At 72.1% G+C, this 22,890-nt stretch carries 14 protein-coding genes; 8 read left to right on the forward strand and 6 right to left on the reverse strand.

What is annotated here, in order from left to right:
• Window positions 1-186: 186 nt before the first annotated feature.
• Complete coding sequence (locus WME90_RS06920) at window positions 187-2,229, reverse strand: ABC transporter ATP-binding protein (protein WP_437280278.1); 2,043 nt, start codon at window positions 2,227-2,229, stop codon at window positions 187-189.
• Window positions 2,230-2,487: 258 nt separating this feature from the next.
• A complete protein-coding gene (locus WME90_RS06925) occupies window positions 2,488-3,066 on the reverse strand; it encodes an NAD(P)H-dependent oxidoreductase (RefSeq protein ID WP_437280279.1) in 579 nt (192 codons plus the stop codon).
• Between the two features lie 239 nt (window positions 3,067-3,305).
• Here WME90_RS06925 and WME90_RS06930 point away from each other — a divergent pair, with 239 nt between their 5' ends.
• The 4 genes from WME90_RS06930 (at window position 3,306) to WME90_RS06945 (ending at window position 8,440) form a co-directional block, all read left to right on the forward strand.
• On the forward strand, window positions 3,306-3,800 hold the full coding sequence (locus WME90_RS06930) for a response regulator (protein ID WP_437280280.1): 495 nt from the start codon (window positions 3,306-3,308) through the stop codon (window positions 3,798-3,800).
• A gap of 179 nt (window positions 3,801-3,979) precedes the next feature.
• The gene (locus tag WME90_RS06935) at window positions 3,980-5,557 is read left to right on the forward strand and encodes an alkaline phosphatase D family protein (protein WP_437280281.1); all 1,578 of its coding nucleotides are present in this window, start codon (window positions 3,980-3,982) and stop codon (window positions 5,555-5,557) included.
• A gap of 106 nt (window positions 5,558-5,663) precedes the next feature.
• Window positions 5,664-7,055 carry a multicopper oxidase family protein gene (locus WME90_RS06940; protein WP_437280282.1) on the forward strand — a complete coding sequence of 464 codons (1,392 nt, stop codon included), beginning with the start codon at window positions 5,664-5,666 and terminating at the stop codon, window positions 7,053-7,055.
• 218 nt (window positions 7,056-7,273) lie between these two features.
• Window positions 7,274-8,440, forward strand: a complete 1,167-nt coding sequence (locus WME90_RS06945) for a hypothetical protein (RefSeq protein WP_437280283.1) — start codon at window positions 7,274-7,276, stop codon at window positions 8,438-8,440.
• 84 nt (window positions 8,441-8,524) lie between these two features.
• Here WME90_RS06945 and WME90_RS06950 read toward each other — a convergent pair whose 3' ends face one another.
• The 4 genes from WME90_RS06950 to WME90_RS06965 all read right to left on the reverse strand — a co-directional run bounded on the left by WME90_RS06950 (window position 8,525) and on the right by WME90_RS06965 (window position 13,647).
• The gene (locus WME90_RS06950) at window positions 8,525-9,115 is read right to left on the reverse strand and encodes a hypothetical protein (protein WP_437280284.1); all 591 of its coding nucleotides are present in this window, start codon (window positions 9,113-9,115) and stop codon (window positions 8,525-8,527) included.
• Between the two features lie 490 nt (window positions 9,116-9,605).
• Window positions 9,606-9,974 (reverse strand): hypothetical protein, encoded by a 369-nt coding sequence (locus WME90_RS06955; protein WP_437280285.1) that lies wholly within the window; start codon window positions 9,972-9,974, stop codon window positions 9,606-9,608.
• A 39-nt stretch (window positions 9,975-10,013) separates the two neighbouring features.
• Window positions 10,014-11,804 carry a PEGA domain-containing protein gene (locus WME90_RS06960; protein WP_437280286.1) on the reverse strand — a complete coding sequence of 597 codons (1,791 nt, stop codon included), beginning with the start codon at window positions 11,802-11,804 and terminating at the stop codon, window positions 10,014-10,016.
• A gap of 55 nt (window positions 11,805-11,859) precedes the next feature.
• The gene (locus WME90_RS06965) at window positions 11,860-13,647 is read right to left on the reverse strand and encodes a protein kinase domain-containing protein (RefSeq protein WP_437280287.1); all 1,788 of its coding nucleotides are present in this window, start codon (window positions 13,645-13,647) and stop codon (window positions 11,860-11,862) included.
• Between the two features lie 1,099 nt (window positions 13,648-14,746).
• Here WME90_RS06965 and WME90_RS06970 point away from each other — a divergent pair.
• The 4 genes from WME90_RS06970 to WME90_RS06985 all read left to right on the forward strand — a co-directional run bounded on the left by WME90_RS06970 (window position 14,747) and on the right by WME90_RS06985 (window position 22,867).
• On the forward strand, window positions 14,747-16,564 hold the full coding sequence (locus WME90_RS06970) for a sigma 54-interacting transcriptional regulator (RefSeq protein ID WP_437280288.1): 1,818 nt from the start codon (window positions 14,747-14,749) through the stop codon (window positions 16,562-16,564).
• The gene (locus WME90_RS06975; RefSeq protein WP_437280289.1) at window positions 16,561-20,472 is read left to right on the forward strand and encodes an nSTAND1 domain-containing NTPase; all 3,912 of its coding nucleotides are present in this window, start codon (window positions 16,561-16,563) and stop codon (window positions 20,470-20,472) included. The genes WME90_RS06970 and WME90_RS06975 overlap by 4 nt, the downstream gene beginning before the upstream one ends.
• A 126-nt stretch (window positions 20,473-20,598) precedes the next feature.
• Window positions 20,599-21,642 (forward strand): ADYC domain-containing protein, encoded by a 1,044-nt coding sequence (locus WME90_RS06980; protein ID WP_437280290.1) that lies wholly within the window; start codon window positions 20,599-20,601, stop codon window positions 21,640-21,642.
• A gap of 193 nt (window positions 21,643-21,835) precedes the next feature.
• Entirely contained in the window at window positions 21,836-22,867 is a 1,032-nt protein-coding gene (locus tag WME90_RS06985; protein ID WP_437280291.1) for a trypsin-like serine protease, read from the forward strand.
• Window positions 22,868-22,890: the final 23 nt, after the last annotated feature.

Below are 22,890 nucleotides of genomic sequence, written 5' to 3' on the forward strand. Positions count from 1 at the left end.
TGGCGGCAGACGACGCCCAAAAGCGCGACGGCGGCGCGCGCTGGCGTCCGCCGCGCGCGCCGCCGTCCGGGCGGCTCCGCCTCCGCCGCCGCCGTGCTCTGCGAACGTTCTGCGTACGTTCAGCTCACGTCGGGTTCACGTTTCACGTCGGGTTCACGTCGGGTTCACGTCGGGCTTACGTTCTGCTCAGCCCATCAGCCCCTCGGCCCAGCTGTCGTCCTCGCTGCGATACGCGTCGGGCGACGGCGCCGGCTGCACGCGGCGCGGGCTGCTCTTTGTCGCGGCGGGGTAGCCGGTGTGGAGGTGCTGCCAGCGCGCCATCTTTGTGTAGACGCCGCCCCGCCGCAGGAGCTCCGCGTGCGCGCCGTGCTCGACGATGCGGCCGCGCTCCATCACGAAGATCTGGTCGCAGTCGACGACCGTGCTCAGGCGGTGGCTCAAGAGGACGATCGTCCGCTTTCCCTTGAGCGCCCGCAGCGCCTCGCCGATGGTCCGCTCGTGCTCGGCGTCGAGCCCGTCGGTCGGCTCGTCGATCACAAGGATGGGCGCGTCCGTCAGCAGCGCGCGCGCGATAGCGATGCGCTGCCGCTGGCCGGTCGACAGGTTGAGCCCGCCGTCGACGATCTCCGTCGCGTAGCCGTCCGGCAGCGCCTCGATGAAGCCGGCCGCCCCCGCCATCTCGGCCGCCCTCCGGATCTCGGCGTCGGTCGCGGAGGGGCGGCCGTAGGCGATGTTCTCCGCGATCGTCGCGGGCAGGAGGATGCTGTCCTGGAGGACGAGCGCGATGTGCCGGCGCAGGTCGGCCACGCGGACCGCGCGCGTGTCGATGCCGTCGAGGCGCAGCGCGCCCTGCGTCGGGTTGTGGAAGCGCGGCAGCAGGCCGAGCAGCGTCGTCTTGCCGGCGCCGACCGAGCCCACGAACGCGACCATCTCGCCCGGCCGGATCGTCGCGTCGACCCCGCGCAGCACCGGGTGCCCCTGGCGGTACTCGAAGCCGACGCCATCGAGCGAGAGCGCGCGCGGCTGCGGCGGGAGGGCGGCCGCGTCGTGCTCGTCGACGACCGCCTGATCGCGGTCCAGCACCTCGAAGACGCGCTGCGCGCCCGCGACGCCGCCTTGCACCGCGGCGCCGGCGCCGGTCAGCTTGCAGAGCGGGTCGTAGAGCATCCCCAGGTAGCCGAGGAACGCCGTCAGCGCGCCCAGCGTCATGCCGGCCTCGCCGCCGCCCGCCTTGGCCTGGACGATGAGGTAGCCGCCGTAGCCGAGCACGAGCGCGCCGCCGAGCCCGAGGATCGAGCCCATGGAGAGCGTGTGGAGGAGCTCGTCGTGGTGGAGCCGGAGCCACGCCTTCACGCTGTTCCGCAGCGTCGTGTGGAAGCGCGCCTCCTCGTCCGCCTCGCGGCCGAACGCCTGGACGAGGCCGATCGACGCCATCGAGCGCTGCACGGACGTCGCGAACTTGCTCTCGACCTCCTTCGCCTCGGTGCACTTCTTGTGCAGCACGCGCCCGAACTTGGCGTTCGTGAGGAGCAGCGGCGGCACGACCGCCAGCGCGAGGAGCGTGAGCTCCGGGCTGCGCGAGGCCATGATGCAGATCATCACGGCGAGCGTCAGCGCGCTCCCCATCACCGCGACCGCCACGTTGAGGATGCCGTGGAACCCGGACGCGTCCTGGTTGAGCCGGTAGAGGGCGTCCCCCTGCGGCTGGGCCCGGTGGTAGCCGATATGGAGGGCCTGGAGCTTCCGGTACACGTCGCGCCGCACGCGGGTGAGCCCGCCGTAGCCGATGCGGAAGTTGAGCAGGGTGCGGCCCATGCCCACGAACTCCTGCGCCACGCGGAGGACGAGCGTGATCGCCGCGAGCCCGAGGACGCGGCCGAGCAGGCTGTCCGGGAGCGGGGCGAGCAGGATGCGATGGACGAAGTCTCCCTGGCGCGGCCCTGTCGAGATGAGATCCACGATCACGGCGACGGGCCAGACCTGGAGCAGGCTGATCGCGATGGAGACGCAGACCAGCACGGCGAGCGCGCCGAGGCGCGCCCACTCACCCTTGAAATAGGTGCCTACACGAAGGAAGAACCGGAGCCGCTCCGCGCAGGTCGGCCGGCTGGGCGCCGCGTGCGCGGGTGTCAGCTGCGCGGTCGTCCTCGGAGAATGCCTCCAGCTCCTGATCCTACCTTCGCGCCGCGGCGAAGGATGGTAGTTCTTGCGGTGAGCATGTGCGCTCATGGTTCGCTGAGCTCTCTCCTGTCTACGGCTGAGGTGGCCGTCGGCGACCCGGCTCGGGCCCTGCCTGACGATCCATCGGTGATGACCAGTAGCGAGGTATCACCGCAGGTGTAACAGCCGATCGCGGACGCGCTGTACGCGAGCGCCGAAGTAGAGGCTGACGTTTGCTGATTTGCTGCGCGGTTGTCCGGGACTCCAGGGCCGGCCGCGCCGGCGCTGTCAACGGCACAGCCCGACGGTGCGGCCGGCTCTCCGCGCCTACCCGTGGGTCCTGCTCTCGAACAGCGCGAGCCTGCGGCCGAGGGCGCGCGCCGGCCCGAGATCGAGCTCCGCCGGCGCGTCGTCCGGGCTCGCCCGAGGCGGGCCGTCGCGCCGCGCCGTCTTGCTCGCCTGCGCCAGATCCATGCAGGCCGGGGCCTGGACCAGGACTCCATGGCCGACGAGGGAGGCGAGCGTTGCCTGGAGCGCCGCGCGCTGCGCTCCATGGACCGCCGACGGCGAGCAGAACACGGAGACCACCTTGCCGGCGAGATCTCCCGCGGGCTGCCTCGATCCGTCGAGGAAGCGCCGGATCTCCGCGCACATCGCGCCATAACGCGCGGGCGAGCCGATGGCGATGCGGTCCGCCCAGAAGAGGTCGTCTTTCTGGGCCAGCGGGACGGAGGTGAGGTGTTCCCGGGCGGCACGGATCCGCTCATTCGCCGCCCTCCACCGATCCTCGGTCGCCCCCAGATCGGCGACGCGCCGGAGCCGCACGAGCGCCCCGGCCTGCTCGGCGCCCTGCGCGACCGCGGCCGCGAGCGCGGCGGTGCCGCCATAGAGAGAATAGAAGATCACGGCAACCTTCATGCTGAGCACGCATGCAGCCCTCATACCGCCGTGATCACGGCCGGAACGCTCCTCCACATGGCGCGCGTGCCGGACGAGCTCGCCGTGCGCACCGTCGAGGCATCGCCAAGAAGGGCCTGTCCAACGCGCTGGCAGGCTCTGCAATCATCAATGACGCCGACGCCGACGCATGGCGCGCGGCGCGATTCAAATTGCGCGCCGCGGCTCCACGTTTTATGGGTTCCTTGATGGGCCGGAGCGGATTGCGCGGGGGCGATGGCGTCGACGTCCCGTGCGCTCCCGTGGCGGGGAGCGGCGCCGAGCGGGGCGATCCGCCGAGCACGCCTCCGGGCGCGATGGGGCGGAGGCTGGCGGAGCAGGTCCCCGCGCGACGGAAGACGGTCTTCATCATCGAGGACGACCCAGGCGTCTGCGACGCGCTCGTGACCGTCCTGCGCGACGAGGGATACGAGGTGATGACGTCCGCGGACGGCGCGGAAGCGCTGGCCAGGCTCCGCGAGGTGCCGACGCCGGCGGTCATCGTGCTCGATCTGATGATGCCGGGGATGGACGGATACGCGTTCCGCGCAGAGCAGCTGCGCACGCCCGAGATCTCCGACGTCCCCGTTGTCGTGCTGACGGCGGGGGCGGCGCCGCGGGTCACCGAGCTCGGATCTGTCGACATCTTGAAGAAGCCTGTCGATCTCGTCGCGTTGCTCGACGTGGTCGGGCGCAACATCTGAGTCGGCGCCGGGCCGCCCGAAACGAACGTCGCTGAGGGCGCGGCGCGACGCCCGCGTTACAGCGCTCGTTTCCGCTTGCCGGGCGTGCGGTGCGTGCGTCATACGCAGCACACTGCACGCGGTCGACAGGGGGCGAGAGCATGTCGATGGCCCGGCGAAAACTCCTTTGCAGCGTCTCCATGTTCAGCCTCGCCGCGCTCCCCGGGCTGTCGGGCGGCTGGGGCGCCGCGCCGGACGGCGACGGACCGCTGCCGGCGTCGGGGGATGTCCCGTCGCCCGCCAGCGAGCTGTCGAAGGCGGTATTCCGTCATGGCGTGGCGAGCGGGGATCCGCTGCCGGACGCCGTCATCCTCTGGACGCGCGTGACGCCCGCGGCGGCGGGGGCGGCGGCGGTGACATGGCAGATCGCGCTCGACGCCGCCTTCACCCGGATCGTGGGCTCCGGAGCGCTCCTGACGGACGAGGAGCGCGATTACACGGTCAAGGTCGACGCCGGCGGGCTCGACGCGGGGAAGACCTATTATTACCGGTTCATCGCCCTCGGCGGATCGTCGCCTGTCGGGCGCACGAGGACGGCCCCGCGCGGCCGCGCGGGGCGGCTGCGCTTCGCCGTCGCGTCGTGCTCGAGCTACGCGCACGGGCTGTTCCACGGGTACCGGCACATCGCCGCGCGCCTCGATCTCGACGCGGTGATCCACCTCGGCGATTACATCTACGAATTCGGTGATGGCCAGTACGGGAGCGCGCGGCATTGCGAGCCCGCGCACGAGATCGTGACGCTGGCCGACTACCGCGCGCGTTATGCCCAGTACCGGCGCGACGGGGATCTCCAGGCGGCTCACCAGCAGCACCCGTTCATCACGGTCTGGGACGACCATGAGCTGGCGAACAACACCTGGAAGGGCGGCGCCGTAAACCACACGCCGGCCATCGAGGGGGCGTGGGAGGAGCGCAGGGCGGTCGCGCAGCGCGCCTACGCGGAGTGGATGCCGATCCGGGAGCACCCGGGCGACGCCGGGCGGATCTGGCGCGCGCTGCGCTACGGCGATCTCGTCGACCTGTTCCTGCTCGACACGCGCTGCTGGGGGCGCGACCTGCAGGCCGACCCGAGCGACCGCGGGGCGATCGAGGCGCCGGCGCGGACGATCCTCGGGCGCGATCAGGAGGCGTGGCTGCGCGCGGAGCTCGCGGGGTCGACGGCGGCGTGGAAGATCATCGGTCAGCAGGTCCTGATGGCCCAGCTCCCGCAGGACCTGAACACGGACGCGTGGGACGGCTACCCGGCGGCGCGCCAGCGCTTCTTCGATCTCCTCGCCGAGGAGCGCGTGTGCGACGTCGTCGTGCTCAGCGGCGATACACACGCGTCGTGGGCGATCGATCTCGCGCCGGCGCCGCTCGATCCGGCGCGGTACGACGCCGCGACGGGCAGGGGCGCGCTGGCGGTCGAGATCGCGGTGCCGGGGATCACCTCGCCGTTGCTCACCGAGGAGCAGGCTCGGACGGCCGAGCCGCTGTTCCTCGCGAACCCGCACGTCAAGTACGTCGACCTGTGGCGCCGCGGGTACGCGGTCCTCGACGTGACGCCGGAGCGCGTGCAGGGCGCGTGGTTCCTGTACGACGCGCCCGAGCGCCCGGAGGTCGACGAGGTCTTCTCCGCGGCGTTCGCCGCGCGCCGCGGCGAGAGCCACCTGCGCCGCGAGGAGGCGGCGGCGCCCGCCATCGAGGACCCGCCCGAGGCCGCGCCGCGCGTGAGCTGATCTCGCTGACCTGCCGCGAAGCCCGCGAAAGCACGGGGTTTCTCCGCTGGACGGTGGTAAGATCCGCTCCCGCGATATGCCGCTCGAGCGCTCTGCTTGTCCTTTCGTGAGCCTCTGGCTCGCCGTCGCCGTGATCGGGTGTGCGGCCGAGCCTCCGTCACAGCCCGAGGGGTGGGACAGCGCGGTGGCGCTGATGCCGGCGCGCGATCTCGACGCGAGGCCGGGGGTGGTCGAGGTCGATCTGACGGCGCGCGTCGAGGACGTGGAGATCGTGGCCGGCAAGAAGACGCCCACCTGGACGTACAACGGCGGTCTCCCCGGCCCGCTGATCCGCGCCCGGGTGGGAGATCGCGTGATCGTGCACCTCCGCAACGAGCTGGCGGCGCCCACGACGGTCCACTGGCACGGCGTGCGCTTGCCGGCGGAGATGGATGGCGCGCCCGGGCACAGCCAGCCCGAGACGCCGCCGGGCGGCGGCTTCACGTACGACTTCGTGGTGCCGGACGCGGGGCTCTACTGGTACCACCCGCACGTCGACTCCGCGGTGCAGGAGGGCAATGGCCTCTACGGTCCGCTGCTCGTCGAGGATCCGGACGAGCCCGCGGATCTCGGCGACGAGCTCGTCCTCGTGCTGAGCGACATCAGCCTGCGCGACGACGGCTCGCTCGAGGATCCGGAGTCGGGCGGCAATCTCGGCACGCTGTTCGGGCGTGAGGGCGACATCCTGCTCGTGAACGGGCGCGTCGACCCGGTGATCGGGGCGCGCGCCGGGCTCCGGCAGCGGTGGCGCATCGTCAACGCGGCCAAGTCCCGCTATTACCAGCTCCTGATCACGGATCACCACTTCACCCGCATCGGCGGCGACGGCGGGCTCCTGGAGCACCCGGTCGAGGAGGACAGGATCCTGCTCACCCCCGGCGAGCGCGCCGACGTGCTCGTGACGCCGCGCGGCGCGCCGGGATCGGCGCTGTCGGTGCGCTGGGTGCCTTACGATCGCGGCTATGGCGCGACGTTCGGGAGGCCCGAGGTCGAGGCCTTCCGGCTGCGCCTCGCGGACGAGCCCCTGGCCGAGGGCGTTCCGCTCCCCGAGATCGGGCGGAGCATCGAGGCGCTCGACACGGCGGGGGCGAGGCGCGTGGATCTGCAGCTCACGCGGGAGGACGGCCCGGGCGACCTCGTGATGGGCATCAACGGCGTGCCCTCCTGGGAGGCGGAGCCGCTCGTGGCGGCGGTGGGCGAGACCGCGGTGTGGACGGTCGAGAACACGATGGAGTTCGATCACCCGTTCCACCTGCACGGCTTCTTCTTCCAGGTGCTCGGCGCCGATGGTCGGCCGGTGAGGCCGCTCGCGTGGAAGGACACGGTGAACGTGCCTGTCGACGGCGCGGCGCGCTTCGCGGTGCGTTACGACAACCGGCCTGGGATGTGGATGTTCCACTGCCACATCCTCGATCACGCCGACGCGGGCATGATGGGGATGCTGCACGTCGTGCCGTGAGAGGCGGCCGCGCGGGGAAGGCGGCGAAGCGCGCGAACGAAGCAGGACGCGGGGGCTTGCGACGCGCGGGTTGGGTTGATAGCAGCGCTGTATAATAACAGAGGCTCTGTCGATCTCTCGCACAACACAACACCTCCGCCGCGGCGGAGAGGGGGCGGCGAGGCGCGGACAGGCATGATCCCGAGACGATCGCGCCCTGGATCGGGTAGGATGGGAGCGTGGTAGATCTCGATGCGATCTCGGACCGAACCTACGTGGCTGCGGGGGCGGACTTCGCGTTCGTGATCACCCGGCGGGGGCGGGTCATGACCCGGCGCGTGCCGCACGACATGCCCAGGGAGGGCCGCAGCCAGATCGTCGAGGCGGCGCTGGGCCTCGGGGAGCAGGGCCGGCTCGGGTGCGTGGAGCTGCGGCGCGAGGATCTGGTGCCGTACGGGGGCGCGGCGCCCGTCGACGTGTACTTCGGCGTCGCCGCCGAGTCGATCCTCTGCGTGGTGATGCCCACGTGGGCGGACCGGCGGGACGTAGCGTCCGCGATCGAGCGCGGCCTGCGCGAGATCGACGAGGGGACCCCGGCGGCGTCGCGGCAGGTCCGGGCCGCGCCGCGGCGCACCCGGTCGCGCCCGCGCGGGGAGGCGGCGCCTCTGTCGGCGCGCCGGCCGGTCGCCGAGGTGCGCGAGGTGTCGGCGGCCATCGGCGGGGCCACGGTCGTGTGCGAGGCGCCGGCGCTGGCCTCGAGGCGCCCGCCGCCGCCGGCGCAGCCGGGCCGCAAGCGGAGCGCGGTCGCGGGGCTGGTCCTCCTCGCCAATGGGGGGCCGCCCCGGTCGCTCGCGCGCCCGGTGGACCCGGTGCTGCTGCGTGAGGCGCCGCCGTTGCCTGTGGCCTCGGCGCGGCCTGCGGGGTCCCTGCCGGACATCCGGATCGGCGAGGCGACGCTCGGGCGCGAGAGCCTCGACGCCATCGGGCGAGAGCTCGGCGGGGCGGTGCCGTCGGTGCCGGAGATCCGGGCGGGGGCGGGGTCGGCGGGGGAGGGGGAGGACAGCCTGGCGGCGATCGGGGCGGAGATGCCGGAGCCGGCGCGGGCGGGATCGATGCCGGAGGCGGTGCGCCTCGAGCTGGTGAGCATCAGCCGCGAGAGCCTGATGGAGATCGCGGCCGAGGAAGGGCGCATGGCGGCGGCGGGGCCGAGGCCGTGGGTGCCGCTGGTGCGGCCAGCGCAGGTCACGCAGCCGTGGGCCGAGCTGCCCGAGGACGAGGGGCGCATGGGCGAGGGTGAAGAGGGCGCCGGCGAGGCGGCGGCCGCGGAGCTGGAGGGCGAGGCAAGGGAGCCTGAGAGCCAGGTTGTCGAGGTGGGGCTTCCGGGGCGGGGCGCTCGCGCGGGCTGAAGCGGGAGCGGGTTTTGGGGGGCGTCTCGGTCGGCGGGGGCCGGAGGCCCATGGGCTGGGGCGGGGGGCTGTCGTGTGTGGCGGTCAGGCGGCCGATTTTGCAGCGACGTGCTCGATCTTCGTCCGCGCTACGCTCCGGCGAGCGCGGGGCCGCGAGCTGCGGCGCCGGATGCCGAGCGCGCCAAGGGCGAGCAGCGAGAGCCCCGCAGGAGGCCAGGGCGAGCCTCCCGAGCCACCGGGTGAGGCGAGGGCGCAATCGGTGTTGTCCAGGTTGTACGAGTCGGGAGGCGGATCGACGCAGGCGTGGTCCCGATTGCAGACGTACCCGGATGCGCAGTCGTTGACCGAGTCGCATGTCGTCCTGCAGGACGTCGAGGCCCCAAAGCAGACGTAAGGCGCGCACTCAGGATAAGCGCAGTTGACCTCCTTCTCTCCCGCGCAGACACCCGCCGTGCAGGAGTCCTCCTCGGTGCAGTCATTGCCATCGTCGCATGAGGTGGTGTCTACCTTGTTCGTTCTGGCAAGGCAGTTCCCGCTGAGCTGATCGCACTGGCTCGCTTCCCGGCACGCGTCCCCCGCAGGGCATACGACCGGGTTCTCGCCGGTGCAGACCCCTGCCAGGCAGGAGTCCGTCCGGGTGCACGCATTGCCGTCATCGCACGTCGGACCCGTCAAGAGCTCGCACCTACCGGGCTGTTCGGCGCCGAAGGGGAAGGTGATGTCCGTGCGGACCGAGCAGACATCGCAGGGGCCGGCGTCGCAGGCTGTGTCGCAGCAGACGCCGTCGACGCAGAAGCCGCTCTGGCAGTCGGCCGCGTGGCTGCACAGCGTGCCGTTGTCGAGGAGCTCGAACCGCTCGGCGGTCTCGAGGGGAATGTCGCCTTCTCAGAGGCCGCCGAGCACGAGCGCAGTCCCATCTGCGAGCAAGGTCCCCATGGGCTCGCTCCGGGGGATTGCCATGGGCCGTCCCCCTTCTGCATAGGCCCGTGGCGCGGTCACGCGGAGCCGTGCCCTGCCGGATGGGTCGACCACCTCCACCGCCTCGCTCTGCTGCCGCAACGCTGCCCCTTGCGCCTCCCACACGGTGACGGGCCCATCGCTCGACACCGCCCCCGCCTCCAGCAGCAATCACTCCTCGGCGCCCCCGCCCGCGTTCGCCGTCCAGTTACGACCCGCCTCCCGCCCGCGCGTACGTCAGCGCGCCGCCCACGATCGCCCCATCGCCCGCCGCGCCGAGCTCGCGCACCGTGATCTCAAACCCCCTCGGCCCCCGGAAGCGCAGCCCCTCCTCGCCTTTCGCGGGCAGCACCGCCTCGATCCGCTCGCTAGCGGGCCGGAAACCGCCGAACGCCCCCCGCGACTGGCCGACAAACCCATCGCCGGTGGCGACGAACCCCGCCCCCACCTCGAGCACCTGCGCCACCTGCTCGGGGAAGCGAGCGCGCAGCGCCTCGCTCGAACCCGGCGCCGACTCGCCCCAGGCGCTGCATCCGGCAAGCGCGCCGAGCAGCAGCAGCACGAACGAGACGAGCATCACCTCCCTCGACAAGCACCGTGAATGCATGATCCCTCCCTACAAACATCCGAGCTCGAAGCGAACGCCCACCGTCGGCGCCACGGTGACGAAAACGCCGCTCACCAGCGGATCGGCGTTGAACCGCCCATAGCCGTCGGACCCGGCGTGGACCCATTCCGCCTCACGCCACCTCGGCCGCGCCACGGCGAAGAACACGGGCAGCTCCAGACCGGCGTTCAGCTCGACGTGCCGGCTGAGCGGCAGGCCCACGCGCAGCTCGGGCGTGACGAAGACGAAGCGGGCAGGCTGGGTCTGCGCATAGGTGCCTATCCCGTAGCGCTCCCCATTGCTCGCGGAGAAGTCGCCTCGCCGCTCATCCGACATCGACCCGAACAGGCCGCCGGCGCCGAGCCGGAAGCGGATCGGAAGACCCGCGTCGACCGCATAGCCGATCCACGTGCCCAGGAAGAGACCATCGAGCATGAGCACGTCGTCGGCATCGATGTCTCTTGAAGGTACGCCGACAAAGTTCAGCGGGGTGCTCCGGTTGCTGATCTTCTGCGTCGCCGAGAGCGCGCCGATCGAGATGCCGAAGCTCAGTCCGGAGCTCCGCTCGTACCCGCCGCGCAGCGCGCCGTACCATCCGGCGCCGACGCCACGGCGGCACGTCCCATAGCAGTCGCTCCCGAAGCTCTCCACGATCAGCGCCGCCGTGCCCATCTCCACGAGGAAAGGCTGCTGCTGCTGCTGCTGCTGCTGCTGCTGCGGCGGCGGCGGCGGCGGCGGCTTGCGCCAGAAGGGCGAGAGGGGCGACTCCGGGTCGCTCGAGAGCAGCACGGACAGCACTTCGCGCTCGTAGAACCCGAGCGAAACCTCGCGCCGCTCGGGCAGGAACCCCTCGGCCTCGACCTCGACGGTGTGCGTGCCCGCGCGGATCTGGCCTTCCCACGCGCCCCGGCCGAGGGCCACGCCATCGAGCGACACCAGCGCGTCCACGGGCACGGGCGCGATGCGCAGCTCAGCGTCGAGCTCCTCGGCCTCGAGCCGCAGGGGTTCGACCTCGTTCAGCCGAACGATCACGTTCGCCGGCGCGGTGCCCAGGCGCCCCTTGCCGCGCAGGAGCACCACGTGCCTGCCGTGCGCGAGCTGTAGCGATAGCGGCGCCGCGGAGGTGTTGCCCACGCCGATCCCGTCGACCACCACCTCCAGCTCCCAGCCGTGCGCCTCGGTGACCTGGAGCGTCCCCGTCTGCCGCAGCCGGCGCAGGCGCGCCGAGACGCGCGCGGTCTGCCCGCCGGCGACATCGACGCGCGCCTCGAACGGCTCGAAGCCCTCCTTGTAAACGCGCACGCCGTGGCTGCCCGCCGCGACCCGGAGCGGCGCGAGCAGCGGGAACTCACCCCGGCTTTGCCCATCGACGGTGATCGCTGCGCCGGGCTCGGCGCCCTCGATGTCGACGGTGCCGACGAGGCCGCGCAGCTCGACCACCTCGCGCTGGACAGCGGCCCTGGTCTTGGCCTCCATGGTGTCTGAAAAGTCGCGCAGCGCGGCCTCGAACAGGTCGAGCGCCTCGTCGAAGCGATGGAGACGCTTGAGGCACGTGGCCGCGCCCATCGTGGCGCTCTCGCCGGGGTGGAGCGCCCTCGATGCCTTGAACTCCGCGAGCGCCGCGCTGAAGGCACCCTCGGCGTAGAGCTCTCTGGCCTTGTAGAAGCGAGCCTCCGCCTCGCTCTTCCTGTCCTCTGCGCTCTCGCTGGCAGTCGGCACAGGCTGGGCGAGCGCGATCGCCCGCGAGAGGAGCACCGGAACGATCAGCATCGCCAGCGTTGCTGCCCTGCTAACGCGCATCGTGGGGCTTCCTCGCGACGGTCATTGCACGTTCCGGGCCGCGTGTCTGAGCGGTCTATTTGAACTTGTCAGGGATCAACGTGTCTTCCGGAGCGGCCGTCGTCGGGGGCGCCGGCCGCTCCGTCGCTCTCGGCGCTCCCGCTGCCTTCGCGCGCGGGGGCGCCTTCGTGCTCAGAGGCGCCGCGGGGCCCGGCTTCTCCGGCGCGAGCTGCAGCGAGGCGGGAGCTGGGCCGGTATCCGTCATGATCACCTCTTCCGTGAGCTCGTCCTTCCCCTTGACAAGCCGGATATGGAGCCTGCTCCCGGGCGCGCCCTCCACCACCACCTCTCCGCCGTGGACCTCCGCCGGCCTCCTGTCGATCTCGACCGACACATCGGCTGGTACGACGCGCAGCTTCCCCCGCTGGACGGCCGGCGGCGGTGCGCTCGCGGGCGGCGCCTGCGGCGCGGGCGCGACCGCACCGACCGCGCTCTTCTCAAGATCGCTGAGGCGCGCGCTCTCCTCCTGGCGCCACGACCTGCCCAGCACGAAGGCGGCGATTCCGGCGGCCGCCACGAGCCCCACCGCCGTGGACGCCTTCCGTGACCTGCGCGCTGCAGGAGCGCTCGTGTCCCGCGCCTGCGGGCTCGCCTCGCCGTCACCGGTGGTGCTCGTGCTGGTGTTCGCCTCCGCCGTCGTCGTGTTCATCGCACGGTCGGCCGGCCCGCGCGCCGCCCCGGGGACTCTCTCGGACCCAGGGGCCTCCACGGTCACCGTGTCGTCCCCGCTGCCGATCCCTCCTTGCACGACGATGCGCGCGATCCGCCGGTGCGCGTCGTCCGCAGCGTGCATCAGCGATAGCCTCGCCGCGACCCTGCCGCGGGTCTCCGGGCTGGCGGGGACGAGGAGCTCGTCCCGCAGGGCAAAGCCGCCGGGCAGCAGCGGGCGGATCGCGTCGAGCATCGCCGCGGCGGTGGGGAACCGATCGCTGGCGTCGAGCCCCAGAGCGCGGTGCACCACGGCGGCCACCTGAGGCTCTACCCAGGGCGCGAACACCTGGACCGAGCGCGGCGCCTGCGTGCAGATCGCCATGATCAGGTCGCCGAAGGCGGCGATGTGCCCATGCGGGAGCGCCCCCGCGAGCGCGGCATAGAGCACCATGCCGAGCGACCAGATGTCGGTGCGGTAGTCGATGTCGCTGAGGCCCCGCGCCTGCTCGGGCGACATGTAAAGCGGCGAGCCGAGAATGCCTCCGGTGCGCGTGAGGCCCGTGGTCGGGCCGCCCTGGCTCGGCTCCGGCTTGATCTTGGCGATGCCGAAATCCAGGATCTTGACGACGATCTCGCCGTCTCCGCGCCGGCTGAGGAACAGGTTGGCGGGCTTGATGTCGCGGTGAACGATGCGCGCCTCGTGCGCCTTCTCGAGGCCGAGACAGACCTGCGCCGCGATCCGAAGGGCGGTGTCGGGCTCGAGGTACTCGACCCGATCGAGCAGGTGCTGCAGGTCCTCTCCCTCCAGGAGCTCCATCGCCATGTACGGGATCTTGCGCTCCGGATCCATCCCGGCGTCGAGCACCTGCACCATGTGCTCGGTGTCGATCGCGCTCATCGCCTTCACCTCGCGCTGGAAGCGCTGGAGGCCGTTCTTGCCCGGAACGACGAGGGTTCCGTCGATGCACTTCAGCGCGACGCGCTCCCCGGTCTCGACGTGCTCGGCCTCGTAGACCGCGCCCATCCCCCCTTGTCCGAGCAAGCGGACAACCCGGTATTTTTGACCGAAATGCTCTCCAACCAAGGTGTCGATAGCGTAAAGGAGACGAGCGACTGGACGCAACCGCCATCCGGCCTGCCCCACAGGTACCACCTCCTGGCCGCGCTACCAGCGACGTCAACTCGTCCTGCAGCCTCCGCGTCGGGGGCCCCGCCAACTCGATGCGCCCAGGCAGGCTTCAGCGCACCGCGCGTGCCCGAGCGCGCTTACTTGATCCACTCAAAGAGGGTTGTGTCGTGCGGAGGGTCGGTCTTTGGCGGGGGCGGCTGCGCAGTCGCGCTTGGCGCTCCTGCTGCCTTCAGGCGCGGCGGCCCCTTCTCACCTATCGACGTCTTTGGGCGTGGCGGCCCCTTCGGTTCGGCAGGCGGCACGTCGCGGGGTTTCTCCGGCGCGAGCTCCAGCGAGGCTGGATCCGGCTCGACCCAGGGCCGGACAGCGTAAAGGAGGCGGGCTGCCGGGCGCAACCGTCGTCCAGCCTGCCCCAGGTGCCACCTCCCGGCCGCGCAACCGGCTACGTCAACACGCTCAGCAGCCTCCGCGTCCGGGACACCCGCATGCTCAACGCATTCAGGCAGGCCCGATCGCCAGCTCCGAACGCAGCCAGCGATTGAGCACTGTGAGTTTTTTTACATCGGCGTCGATATCGTCAGGACACGTCCCTCGAGATCTTCAGCCTGCCACGGGACATCGTGGGTCGACGCATCGGTCGTCTGCCGGGAGGGCTCCTCGAATCACACGGCTCCCCTCCATCCGACCCCGAGCTTCGAGGGACCAGAGAGCTCCGACGGGATCCGCAAGCTGCGCGCGCTCGTTGTCGAATCGCGCCCTTGCGTTCCGTCCTCGTGCGAAAACAACACTGCGCGACCGATCATCTGTACACCGAAGGGGGCCGCCCTCGTTGCGCCGACCGGCGGGAGCAGCGTCGCGGCAGAAGTTGCCGGCCAGCTCGGCCACGCTCGCGGCAGAGACCGCTGACTCGGCCGACATGGCCAGGCCGCAGGCCGTGGATCCTCGAAGGCGCGCTTCCCGGTGCGTCGTGGCCATCGATGGCCGCGCGTCCGCCGCCGACGCGTGGCGGCCCCGCTCGCTTTTGCCAATCCATTCGCCGATCTCCCCCTGACGACCCTCCCGGCGCGGCGCGCCCGCCTTGGATGCTCTTGCAGCTCACGACGCTCTATGATGGAGCTCCGCCGTGAGCCCACCGACCGCGAAGCCCGCGAGTACGACGACCGTCGATATCATCGAACATCAGGCTGGCGGCGACGACAGCGCTCCCCGCTACCTGCTGGTCATCGACAGCGCCTCGTCGCGCCGGCTCGATCTGCCGCGCGACGGCGTCCTGCTCGTGGGCCGCTCGCCCGAGGCGGACATCCGCATCGAAACGCGCGGCGTCTCCCGGCTGCACGCGCGGATCGTCGTCTCGAACGGCGAGGTCCACATCGCCGACCAGAACAGCCACAATGGGACGCTCGTCAACGGCGACCGCCTCGCTGGCTCGCGCGTGCTCTGCTCCGGCGACGTGGTGATGGTGGGCGAGACCATCCTCACGCTCTGGCGCGAGCCCCACGCCGTCAGCAACGCCGCCGTCGAGCCGGGCCGGCTCCGTCAGCGGCTCGGCGAGGAGCTCCAGCGCGCCAGCGACTACGGGCGCCCTCTCGCCGTGCTGGTCGTGGCGCTGGGCCCCATCCCCGGTCGCTCGATCGTCGAGGCCAAGGCCGCGGCGGCGCTCCGGCTCATCGACGTCTTCGCATGGAACGGCGACGCGGCGCTCGTCGCCGTGCTCCCCGAGCTCGGCGGCGAGGCGGCGCGCGCGGCGGCGCTCGAGCTCGTCGCGGCGCTCGCGCCGGTGGCGGGCGACGTGCGCGGGGGGCTCGCCGCCTATCCGGCGGACGGGTGCGACGCCGACACGCTCCTCTGCGGTGCGCGCGCCTCCGCCACGATCGCAGGCCCCGGCGCGATCGCCCTCGCCGCCGAGAGCGCCATCGAGCACAGCGTCGGCAGCGCCCGCATCGTCGTCGCCGATCCCGCGATGAACCGCCTGTTCGAGCTGATCCGCCGCCTCGCGGCGAGCGATCTGAGCGTGCTCGTCCTCGGGGAGACGGGCGCCGGCAAGGAGAACGCCGCGGCCGCGCTCCACTACTGGTCCGCGCGGGCGGGCAAGCCGCTCGTCACGCTGAACTGCGCGGCCGTCCCCGAGTCGCTCGTCGAGAGCGAGCTGTTCGGCTACGAGAAGGGCGCCTTCTCGGACGCCAAGGCGGCCAAGCCCGGCCTGCTCGAGCGGGCCGACGGCGGCACGCTGTTCCTCGACGAGGTGGGCGAGCTCCCGCTCGCGGTGCAGGCCAAGCTGCTGCGCGCCATCGAGGCGCGGCGGTTCACGCGCCTCGGCGACGTGCGCGAGCGCGAGGTCGACCTGCGGATCGTCGCCGCGACAAACCGCGATCTCGAGGCCGAGAGCGCCGCGGCCCGCTTTCGCCAGGACCTGCTCTTCCGCCTGAGCGCGGGCGTCGTCCGGCTGCCGCCGCTCCGGCACCGCCCGCGCGAGATCCCCATCCTGGCCCGCCTGTTCCTCGATCAGGCGTGCGCCCGGGCCGGGCGGCGTCCGCTGCACCTCTCCGACGCCGCGCTGCGCACGCTCGTCGCCTACCCGTTCCCGGGCAACGTGCGCGAGCTCAAGAACGCCATGGAATACGCGAGCGTCACCGCGGAGACCGACGCGGTCGAGCCGAGGGACCTGCCAGAGCGCGTGACGGAGAGGGCGTCGGCCCCGCCGCCGATCTCCGGGGGCGCCCCGCCGCCCGCCGCCGTGCCGCCGTCCGCCGCGCTCCCGCGGTTCCGGCCGCTCGCCGACGAGGTCAAGGACCTGGAGCGCCAGCGGATCCAGGAGGCGCTCGACGCCGCCGGCGGGGTGCAGACGCGCGCGGCGGACCTCATCAGCATGCCGATCCGGACCTTCTCCTCGAAGCTCAAGCAGTACGGCATCGACCCGCGCAGGGTGAAGGGCCAGCCGTGAAGCGGCGCTCCGGGGAGTGGTCACCACCGGAGGCGTTCGAAGAATACCGGCTCATCCGCCGCCTCGGGCAGGGCGCGATGGGCCAGGTGTACCTCGCCGAAGATCGCCTGCTCACCCGCCTCGTGGCCATCAAGTTCATCGCGGCGGAGTCGCCCTCGGTGGAGGCGCGCGCGCGCTTCTTCGTCGAGGCGCGGGCCGTCGCGCGGCTGTCGCACCCCAACGTCGTCGCGATCCACCGCGTCAGCGAGGTGCAGCGGCAGCCGTTCCTTGTCTCCGAGTACGTCCGCGGGGAGAGCCTCGACACGATCGAGAAGCCGGTGCCGCCTCGCCGAGCGCTGGCGATCGCGATCGACCTCGCCCGCGGGGTCGCGGCCGCGCACCGCCGGGGCGTGCTCCATCGCGACATCAAGCCGGCCAACGCGGTGATCTCCGAAGAGGGCATGGTGAAGGTGCTCGACTTCGGGCTGGCAGAGCTCCTGCCCGAGGACGATCCCCCTCCTGCCGGCGTGCCAGGGCCCGAGGCGGAGGGGGCCGCGGCGCGCCCCGGAGCCCCGAGCGCCGACCCGGGGGCCACGGCGGACGGCGGCGCGCCCTCTCCGCCTCCGCGCGCCCGTGGCGGCGCGCTGGGGTCGACCGCCGACGCGCCGCTGTCGCACGCAAAGACGCAAGCGGCCACCGTCGAAGCGCCGGCGGCCATCGGCCCCCCGACCGCGACGCGCACGGCGACGGATTTCGGCGCCCCCCGCCGGCACATCGTCGGGACGCCGCTCTACATGGCCCCCGAGATCTGGCGCGGCGAGGTCCCGACGCCGCGCGCCGACGTCTACGCGCTGGGCATCGTGATCTACGAGCTCTGCGCCGGCGCGGCGCCTCACGGGATCCTGGAGACGCACGCGCTCGTCCGCGCGACGCTCCAGAACGACGCTCCGCCGCTCGCGCAGGCCGCGCCCGGCGTCGATCCCCGGCTCGCCGCCATCGTGGATCGATGCCTCGCGCGAGACCCTGCCCGGCGCTTCGCCGACGGCGACGCGCTCCGCGAGGCGCTCGAGCAGCTCGCCGCCCTCGAGGCCGGCCCGGCGCCCCTCCCCGAGGGCAACCCCTACCGCGGCCTCCTCGCGTTCGAGGCCGCGCACCGGCGCCTGTTCTTCGGCCGCGGCGCCGAGGTCCGCGCCATCCTCGACCGGCTGCGGGCCGAGCCCTTCCTCCTCGTCGCCGGCGACTCGGGGACGGGCAAGTCGTCGCTCTGTCGCGCCGGCGTGCTGCCCGCGATCGCCGATGGCGCGCTTGGGCCCCGCGTCGCCGCCGTCACCGCGACCCCGGGCCGGCATCCGCTCGACAGCCTCGCCGCCGCGCTCCTGCCGCTGCTCGAGGGCGACGCGATCACGGACGTGGGCACGCTCGCGGCGCGACTCCGCGCCGAGCCGGGAGCGCTCGCGCGCGCGCTCCAGCGGCGCCACGGCGAGGTGCTGCTGTTCATCGACCAGCTCGAGGAGCTCTGCACGTACGCGCCGCCGGGCGAGGCCGCGGCGACGGCCGAGGCGCTCGGCGCGCTCGCCGACGGGGCGGGCGGCCTGCGCGTGCTGGCCACGGCGCGCAGCGACTTCCTCACGCGGCTGTCCGCGCTGCCTGGGCTCAGCGAGGCGATCTCGCGGGCGCTGTACCTGCTCCGCCCGCTCACCGCCGAGCGACTTCGAGAGGCCGTGACGGGCCCCGCCGCCGCGAACGGCGTCTCCTTCGAGTCCGAGGCGGTGGTCGAGGCGCTGGTGCAGGCGGCGCTGCACGCCGAGGGCGGGCTGCCGCTGCTCCAGTTCGCCCTGGGAGAGCTCTGGGAGGCCCGCGACCAGGCGCGGGGGGTGATCCCGGCCTCGGTGCTCGACGCCATCGGCGGCGTGAGCGGCGCGCTCGCGCGGCACGCGGACGGGGTGCTCGCGCGCCTGCCGTCACCCGAGCGCGCGGCCGCGCAGGCGATGCTCCTCGCGCTCGTCACGGCGGAGGGGGCGCGGGCCTGGCGCGTCGAGGCGGAGCTGCTCTCCGCCGCCGGCGCTTCACCGGGAGCGCGCGCGGCGCTCTCGGCCCTGGTGCGGGGGCGGCTCCTCGTCGCCCGCGAGGCCGAGGAGGGCGCGGGCTCGGTCTACGGCATCGCGCACGAGGCGCTGCTCTCCGGCTGGGACACGCTGCGCGGCTGGATCGGGCGCGACATCGAGGGGCGAGCGCTGCGTCAGCAGCTCGAGCGCGCCGCCGCCGAGTGGGAGCGGGCGGGGCGGGCCGCGGACGTCCTCTGGAGCGAGCGGCTTCTCTCGGCGGCGGCCGGGGTCGAGGAGGCCTCGCTCCCGGGGCGCGAAGCGGCGTTTCTGGCCGCGTCGCGCCGGGCGGATCGGCGCCGGCGCCTCGCCCGCTGGGGAGCGGCGCTCGCCCTGCCGGCATTCATCGGGCTCACGTTCCTCGGCGTGCGGCTCACCGCGCAGCGCGATCTCACCCGGCACGTCGACGAGGCGCGGCGCTCGCTGGAGCAGGCGCGCGCAGCCCGCGCGGAGCTCGACGCCGCGAGGCGCAGCGCGTTCGCGCGATTCGACGCCGGCCAGAGCGAACCTGCGGAGCAGGCGTGGGAGCAGGCGCGCCGCCGCGGCGCGGCGGTGGAGCGCTCCTACGCGGACGCCTCGGGGCGCCTCGAGCTCGTGGTGCTGCAGGACGGCGACCGGAGGGACGCGCGCGACCTGCTCGCCGACGCCCTCTGCGAGCGCGCCGCGCTGGCCGACCAGGATGGGCGCATCGTCGAGCGGGACGAGCTCGTGCGGCAGATCAGGCTCCATGAGCGCCGGCGCGAGGGCTGCTGGGATGCTCCTGCGCAGGTCTCGATCGAGACGTCGCCGCCGGGCGCCGAGGTCTCGCTGGAGCGCGCCGTGCTCGATGGCGCGCGGCGCGACGCGCCGGGCGGGGGCGAGCGGATGGGGGCGGCGCCGATCGCCGATCGGAGGATCGCCCCGGGCTCGGTCGTCTTCACGTTCGCGGCGCCTGGCCGGGCCCGGGTCCGGCTGCCGATGGTGCTCGGTCGCGGCGAGGTGCAGCGGGTGGCGCTCGACCTGCCGGCCGAGGCGGCCATTCCGCGCGGCTTCGCCTACGTGCCGCCGGGCCGCTTCCTTTACGGCAGCGTCGATCAGCGGGACTTTTACCTCAGCCAGCCGCGGCACCCGGTCGAGACGGGCGCCTACCTCATCGCGCAGAACGAGACCACGTTCGGCGAGTGGATCGATTTCCTGCGCGCCCTGCCGCCGGAAGAGCGGCGAAAGCGGTTGCCGGAGGCGCGCGGCGGCGGGATGACCGTCTCGCTATCGGAGCTGCCAGACGGCGGCTACCAGCTCGCCTTCGGGCCGGAGGCGCGCCCGATCGTCGCTCCGAGCGGAGAGCCGATCCGGTATCCGGGCCGCGACCGTCGGCCCACCCAGGAGTGGCTGCGCGTCCCTGTGCTCGGCGCCTCGTTCGACGATGCGCTCGCCTATGCCTCCTGGCTTGACCGGTCGGGCCGGGTTCCCGGCGCGCGCCTTTGTGACGAGCGGGAATGGGAGCGCGCTGCGCGCGGCGCCGATGGCCGCCCGTTCCCCTGGGGCGAGCGCCTGGAGGCCGACCTGGCGAATCACGACCTGACCTATGGCCGGAACCTCTTCGGCTTCGGCCCTGATGAGGTTGGCACATACCCTGCTTCCGACAGCGTGTTCGGAGTCCACGACCTGGCTGGCAATGCCTGGGAGTGGACCTCGGCAGCGGAGGGCGCAGGCGTACCCGTCGCGCGCGGCGGGTGCTTCTTCATGCAGGGCATCAGCATGAGGTCGGAGAACCGGTCGCTCGACACGCGGGAGCGTCGGGACGTGTTCACCGGCATCCGCATCTGCGCCACGCCGCGATCGCCATGAGATGCGCTCACGCGCGCGCGATACAGCGGAGGACTCACCATGACTCATCGCAAGTTGACTCATCGTCACCGATCGCTGCCATCCACCTCGCGCACCTGCGTCGATGCGGGTGAGCTTTTCCGGCCGATGAAGGCGCTTTCGCTCGCGAGGCTCGCCTTCCTGTCTGCGCTCCTCGTTTGTGCGTCTGCGTGTTCCGAGTCAGCGCCGGCGACCCTGCAGCACCCTGAGGCGGATCGGCTGTCGCAGCCGGAAGACGCGACGACGTCGCGCTGGCATCGATGCGTCCCAGCGAACGTCCCGTTCGCCGATCTGCTCGGCGTGCACCGGCAAGGGCGCAAGATCGCCAACCATGTGCACTTTTCCCTGAGCTCGGTGTTCGACGCGGACGATCGTCCGATCGAGGACGCGAGGATCGAGCGTGGTGCGCTCGTCCGCGGCGCGGCGTCTCCGGCGTTCCAGGGCCGAGATGGCACGTATCTCCAAGGGGGGAGCTGGGCAGGCGTCAAGCTGCACGGGGTCTTCGACGGCTGCACGCGGGACACGGAGATGACGTTCGACGTCTCCGCGCGGATCGTCTCCGCGACGGCCCACGAGGAGCTCCGCGGCGCGTGGGAGTATCAGGTGGAGATCCAGGAGCCGGAGCCGAGGGAGCCGGGCGCGAAGCCAGCCTTCGTCCCGCTCTGTAAGGGTGGCAAGCCGGCCCTCGTGGTACCTGGCGCCTGGGACAAGCAGGGGCGCCAGAGGAACGAGAATGGTCTATTCAGCTTCGCATGCCCTGACACCGCCGCGGCAAAATGCGCGGGAGCGATGAAATACAACCCGGGCTACGCCGAACAGAACCCGGACATCCCGGCGCTGTACGGTGCCTGCACGAGGATGGTGATCGCAGACTACTGCGGAGACGGCGATTCGGCGACCCAGGACGGCACGCGTGTCGACGTCTGGGACAGCGCGCATGTGGAGGAGCGCGATCCGCAGGACGGACGGCGCTTCGAGGCTGCCTGGACGCAGGATGGCGCGGTCTGCATGCATCATCCGCGCTGGCCGAAGCTCTTGAAACGAGCATGCCGCGACAGGATCCCGATGTGCGGATCTCCGGAAGAGGCCCAGGCGCTGGTGCCTCCCGGTACGGCGCTCCTCTTCAATTCGTCGAGCGAGCAGGCCGAGTGACGGGTTGACCCTCCGCGGGCGACGCTGCGGCGCGGAGCGAGCGGCATGACAGGGGACGGGGTAGCAGCCCGATCGGCGCTCCGGGCCTGCGGGACGGGCGCGCGTGCGGGTGTCGCGGCGACCGTTGCTGCCCACGATAGGCCGGAGCGCCGGGCGCAGATCGATTCGTCGATTCAACGACTGGAGATGGACCATGACCTCTCGACCTGATTTCAAGGTGCACCATCGAACCATCGCCGCCGTGGCCCTGTCCGCGGCGGCCTTTGCGGGGCTCTCCGGGTGCTCGGGCGCCGACAAGGGGCAGCAGCAGCGGTGCGAGCCGCTGACGACCGATTGCCCTGAGCCACCCCCGCCGAGCCCCGTTGACGCTCGAAACCTCTCCGCCGTGGGCATCCTCGAACAAAAAAAAGGCGCTGCGGCGTGGAAGCCGTTCTGCACTGGCGCGCTCATCAGCACCAGGACGGTGCTCACCGCGTTTCATTGTGTGGAAGAGAGCGAAGGCAGCGAGGTTCGGTTCCGTCCGGGCCCCATCGAGGGAGACTTGGGCTCTCCCATCGCGGTTGCCGGGTCTGACAGCTACGAGTTTCGTCCTACGGGCGGGTACATGGGCGTGGGCAGCGATGTCGCCGTCATGGTGCTCAAGGACGACGCCGATGAGCGCGTCACCTCTCTCGACGTCCGCGGTCTCGACGAGGACGAGATCGCGATAGGCGAGTCCTTCACTGCCGCTGGGTACGACTTCCAGGGGAACGGAGCGACCCGGGACGACACGCTCAAGGTTGCCGAGCTCGAGCTCCGCGCTCTCGAGGGCCGGTTCCTCGAGGAGGCGTTCCCTACGCCCGATAGGTGCATTGCCGCATTCGAGAACCAGGACTGGTCGATGCTCACTCGAGAGCTGCGCCATCAATCGTGGATGCCCGGCGCCGTGGCAAGAGAAATCATCGACGGGGAAGTGGGGGCGAAGGATCACGTCTGCAAAGAGACGCTGCTCGCGGGCCATCAGGCGTGGTTGAGCGGCGGGGATGACGGCGCGCAGCCCTGCAAGGGCGACTCGGGCAGCCCTCTCCTCAGGCGGACGGACAGCGGGCTCTCCGTTTATGGCGTCCTGTCCGGCGCCATCAACCTCAGCGACTCCGAGCCCAGGTGCGCCTTCGGCGCCATCTATACGATCTTTGACCCGGAGATCCTGGGGTGGCTCCAGGGCATGCGCGACCACCAGCGATAGAACGCCGCGGCCGTAAGAAATCG

It is taken from the genome of Sorangium sp. So ce375, from assembly GCF_051473855.1.
Lineage (GTDB): Bacteria > Myxococcota_A > Polyangia > Polyangiales > Polyangiaceae > Sorangium.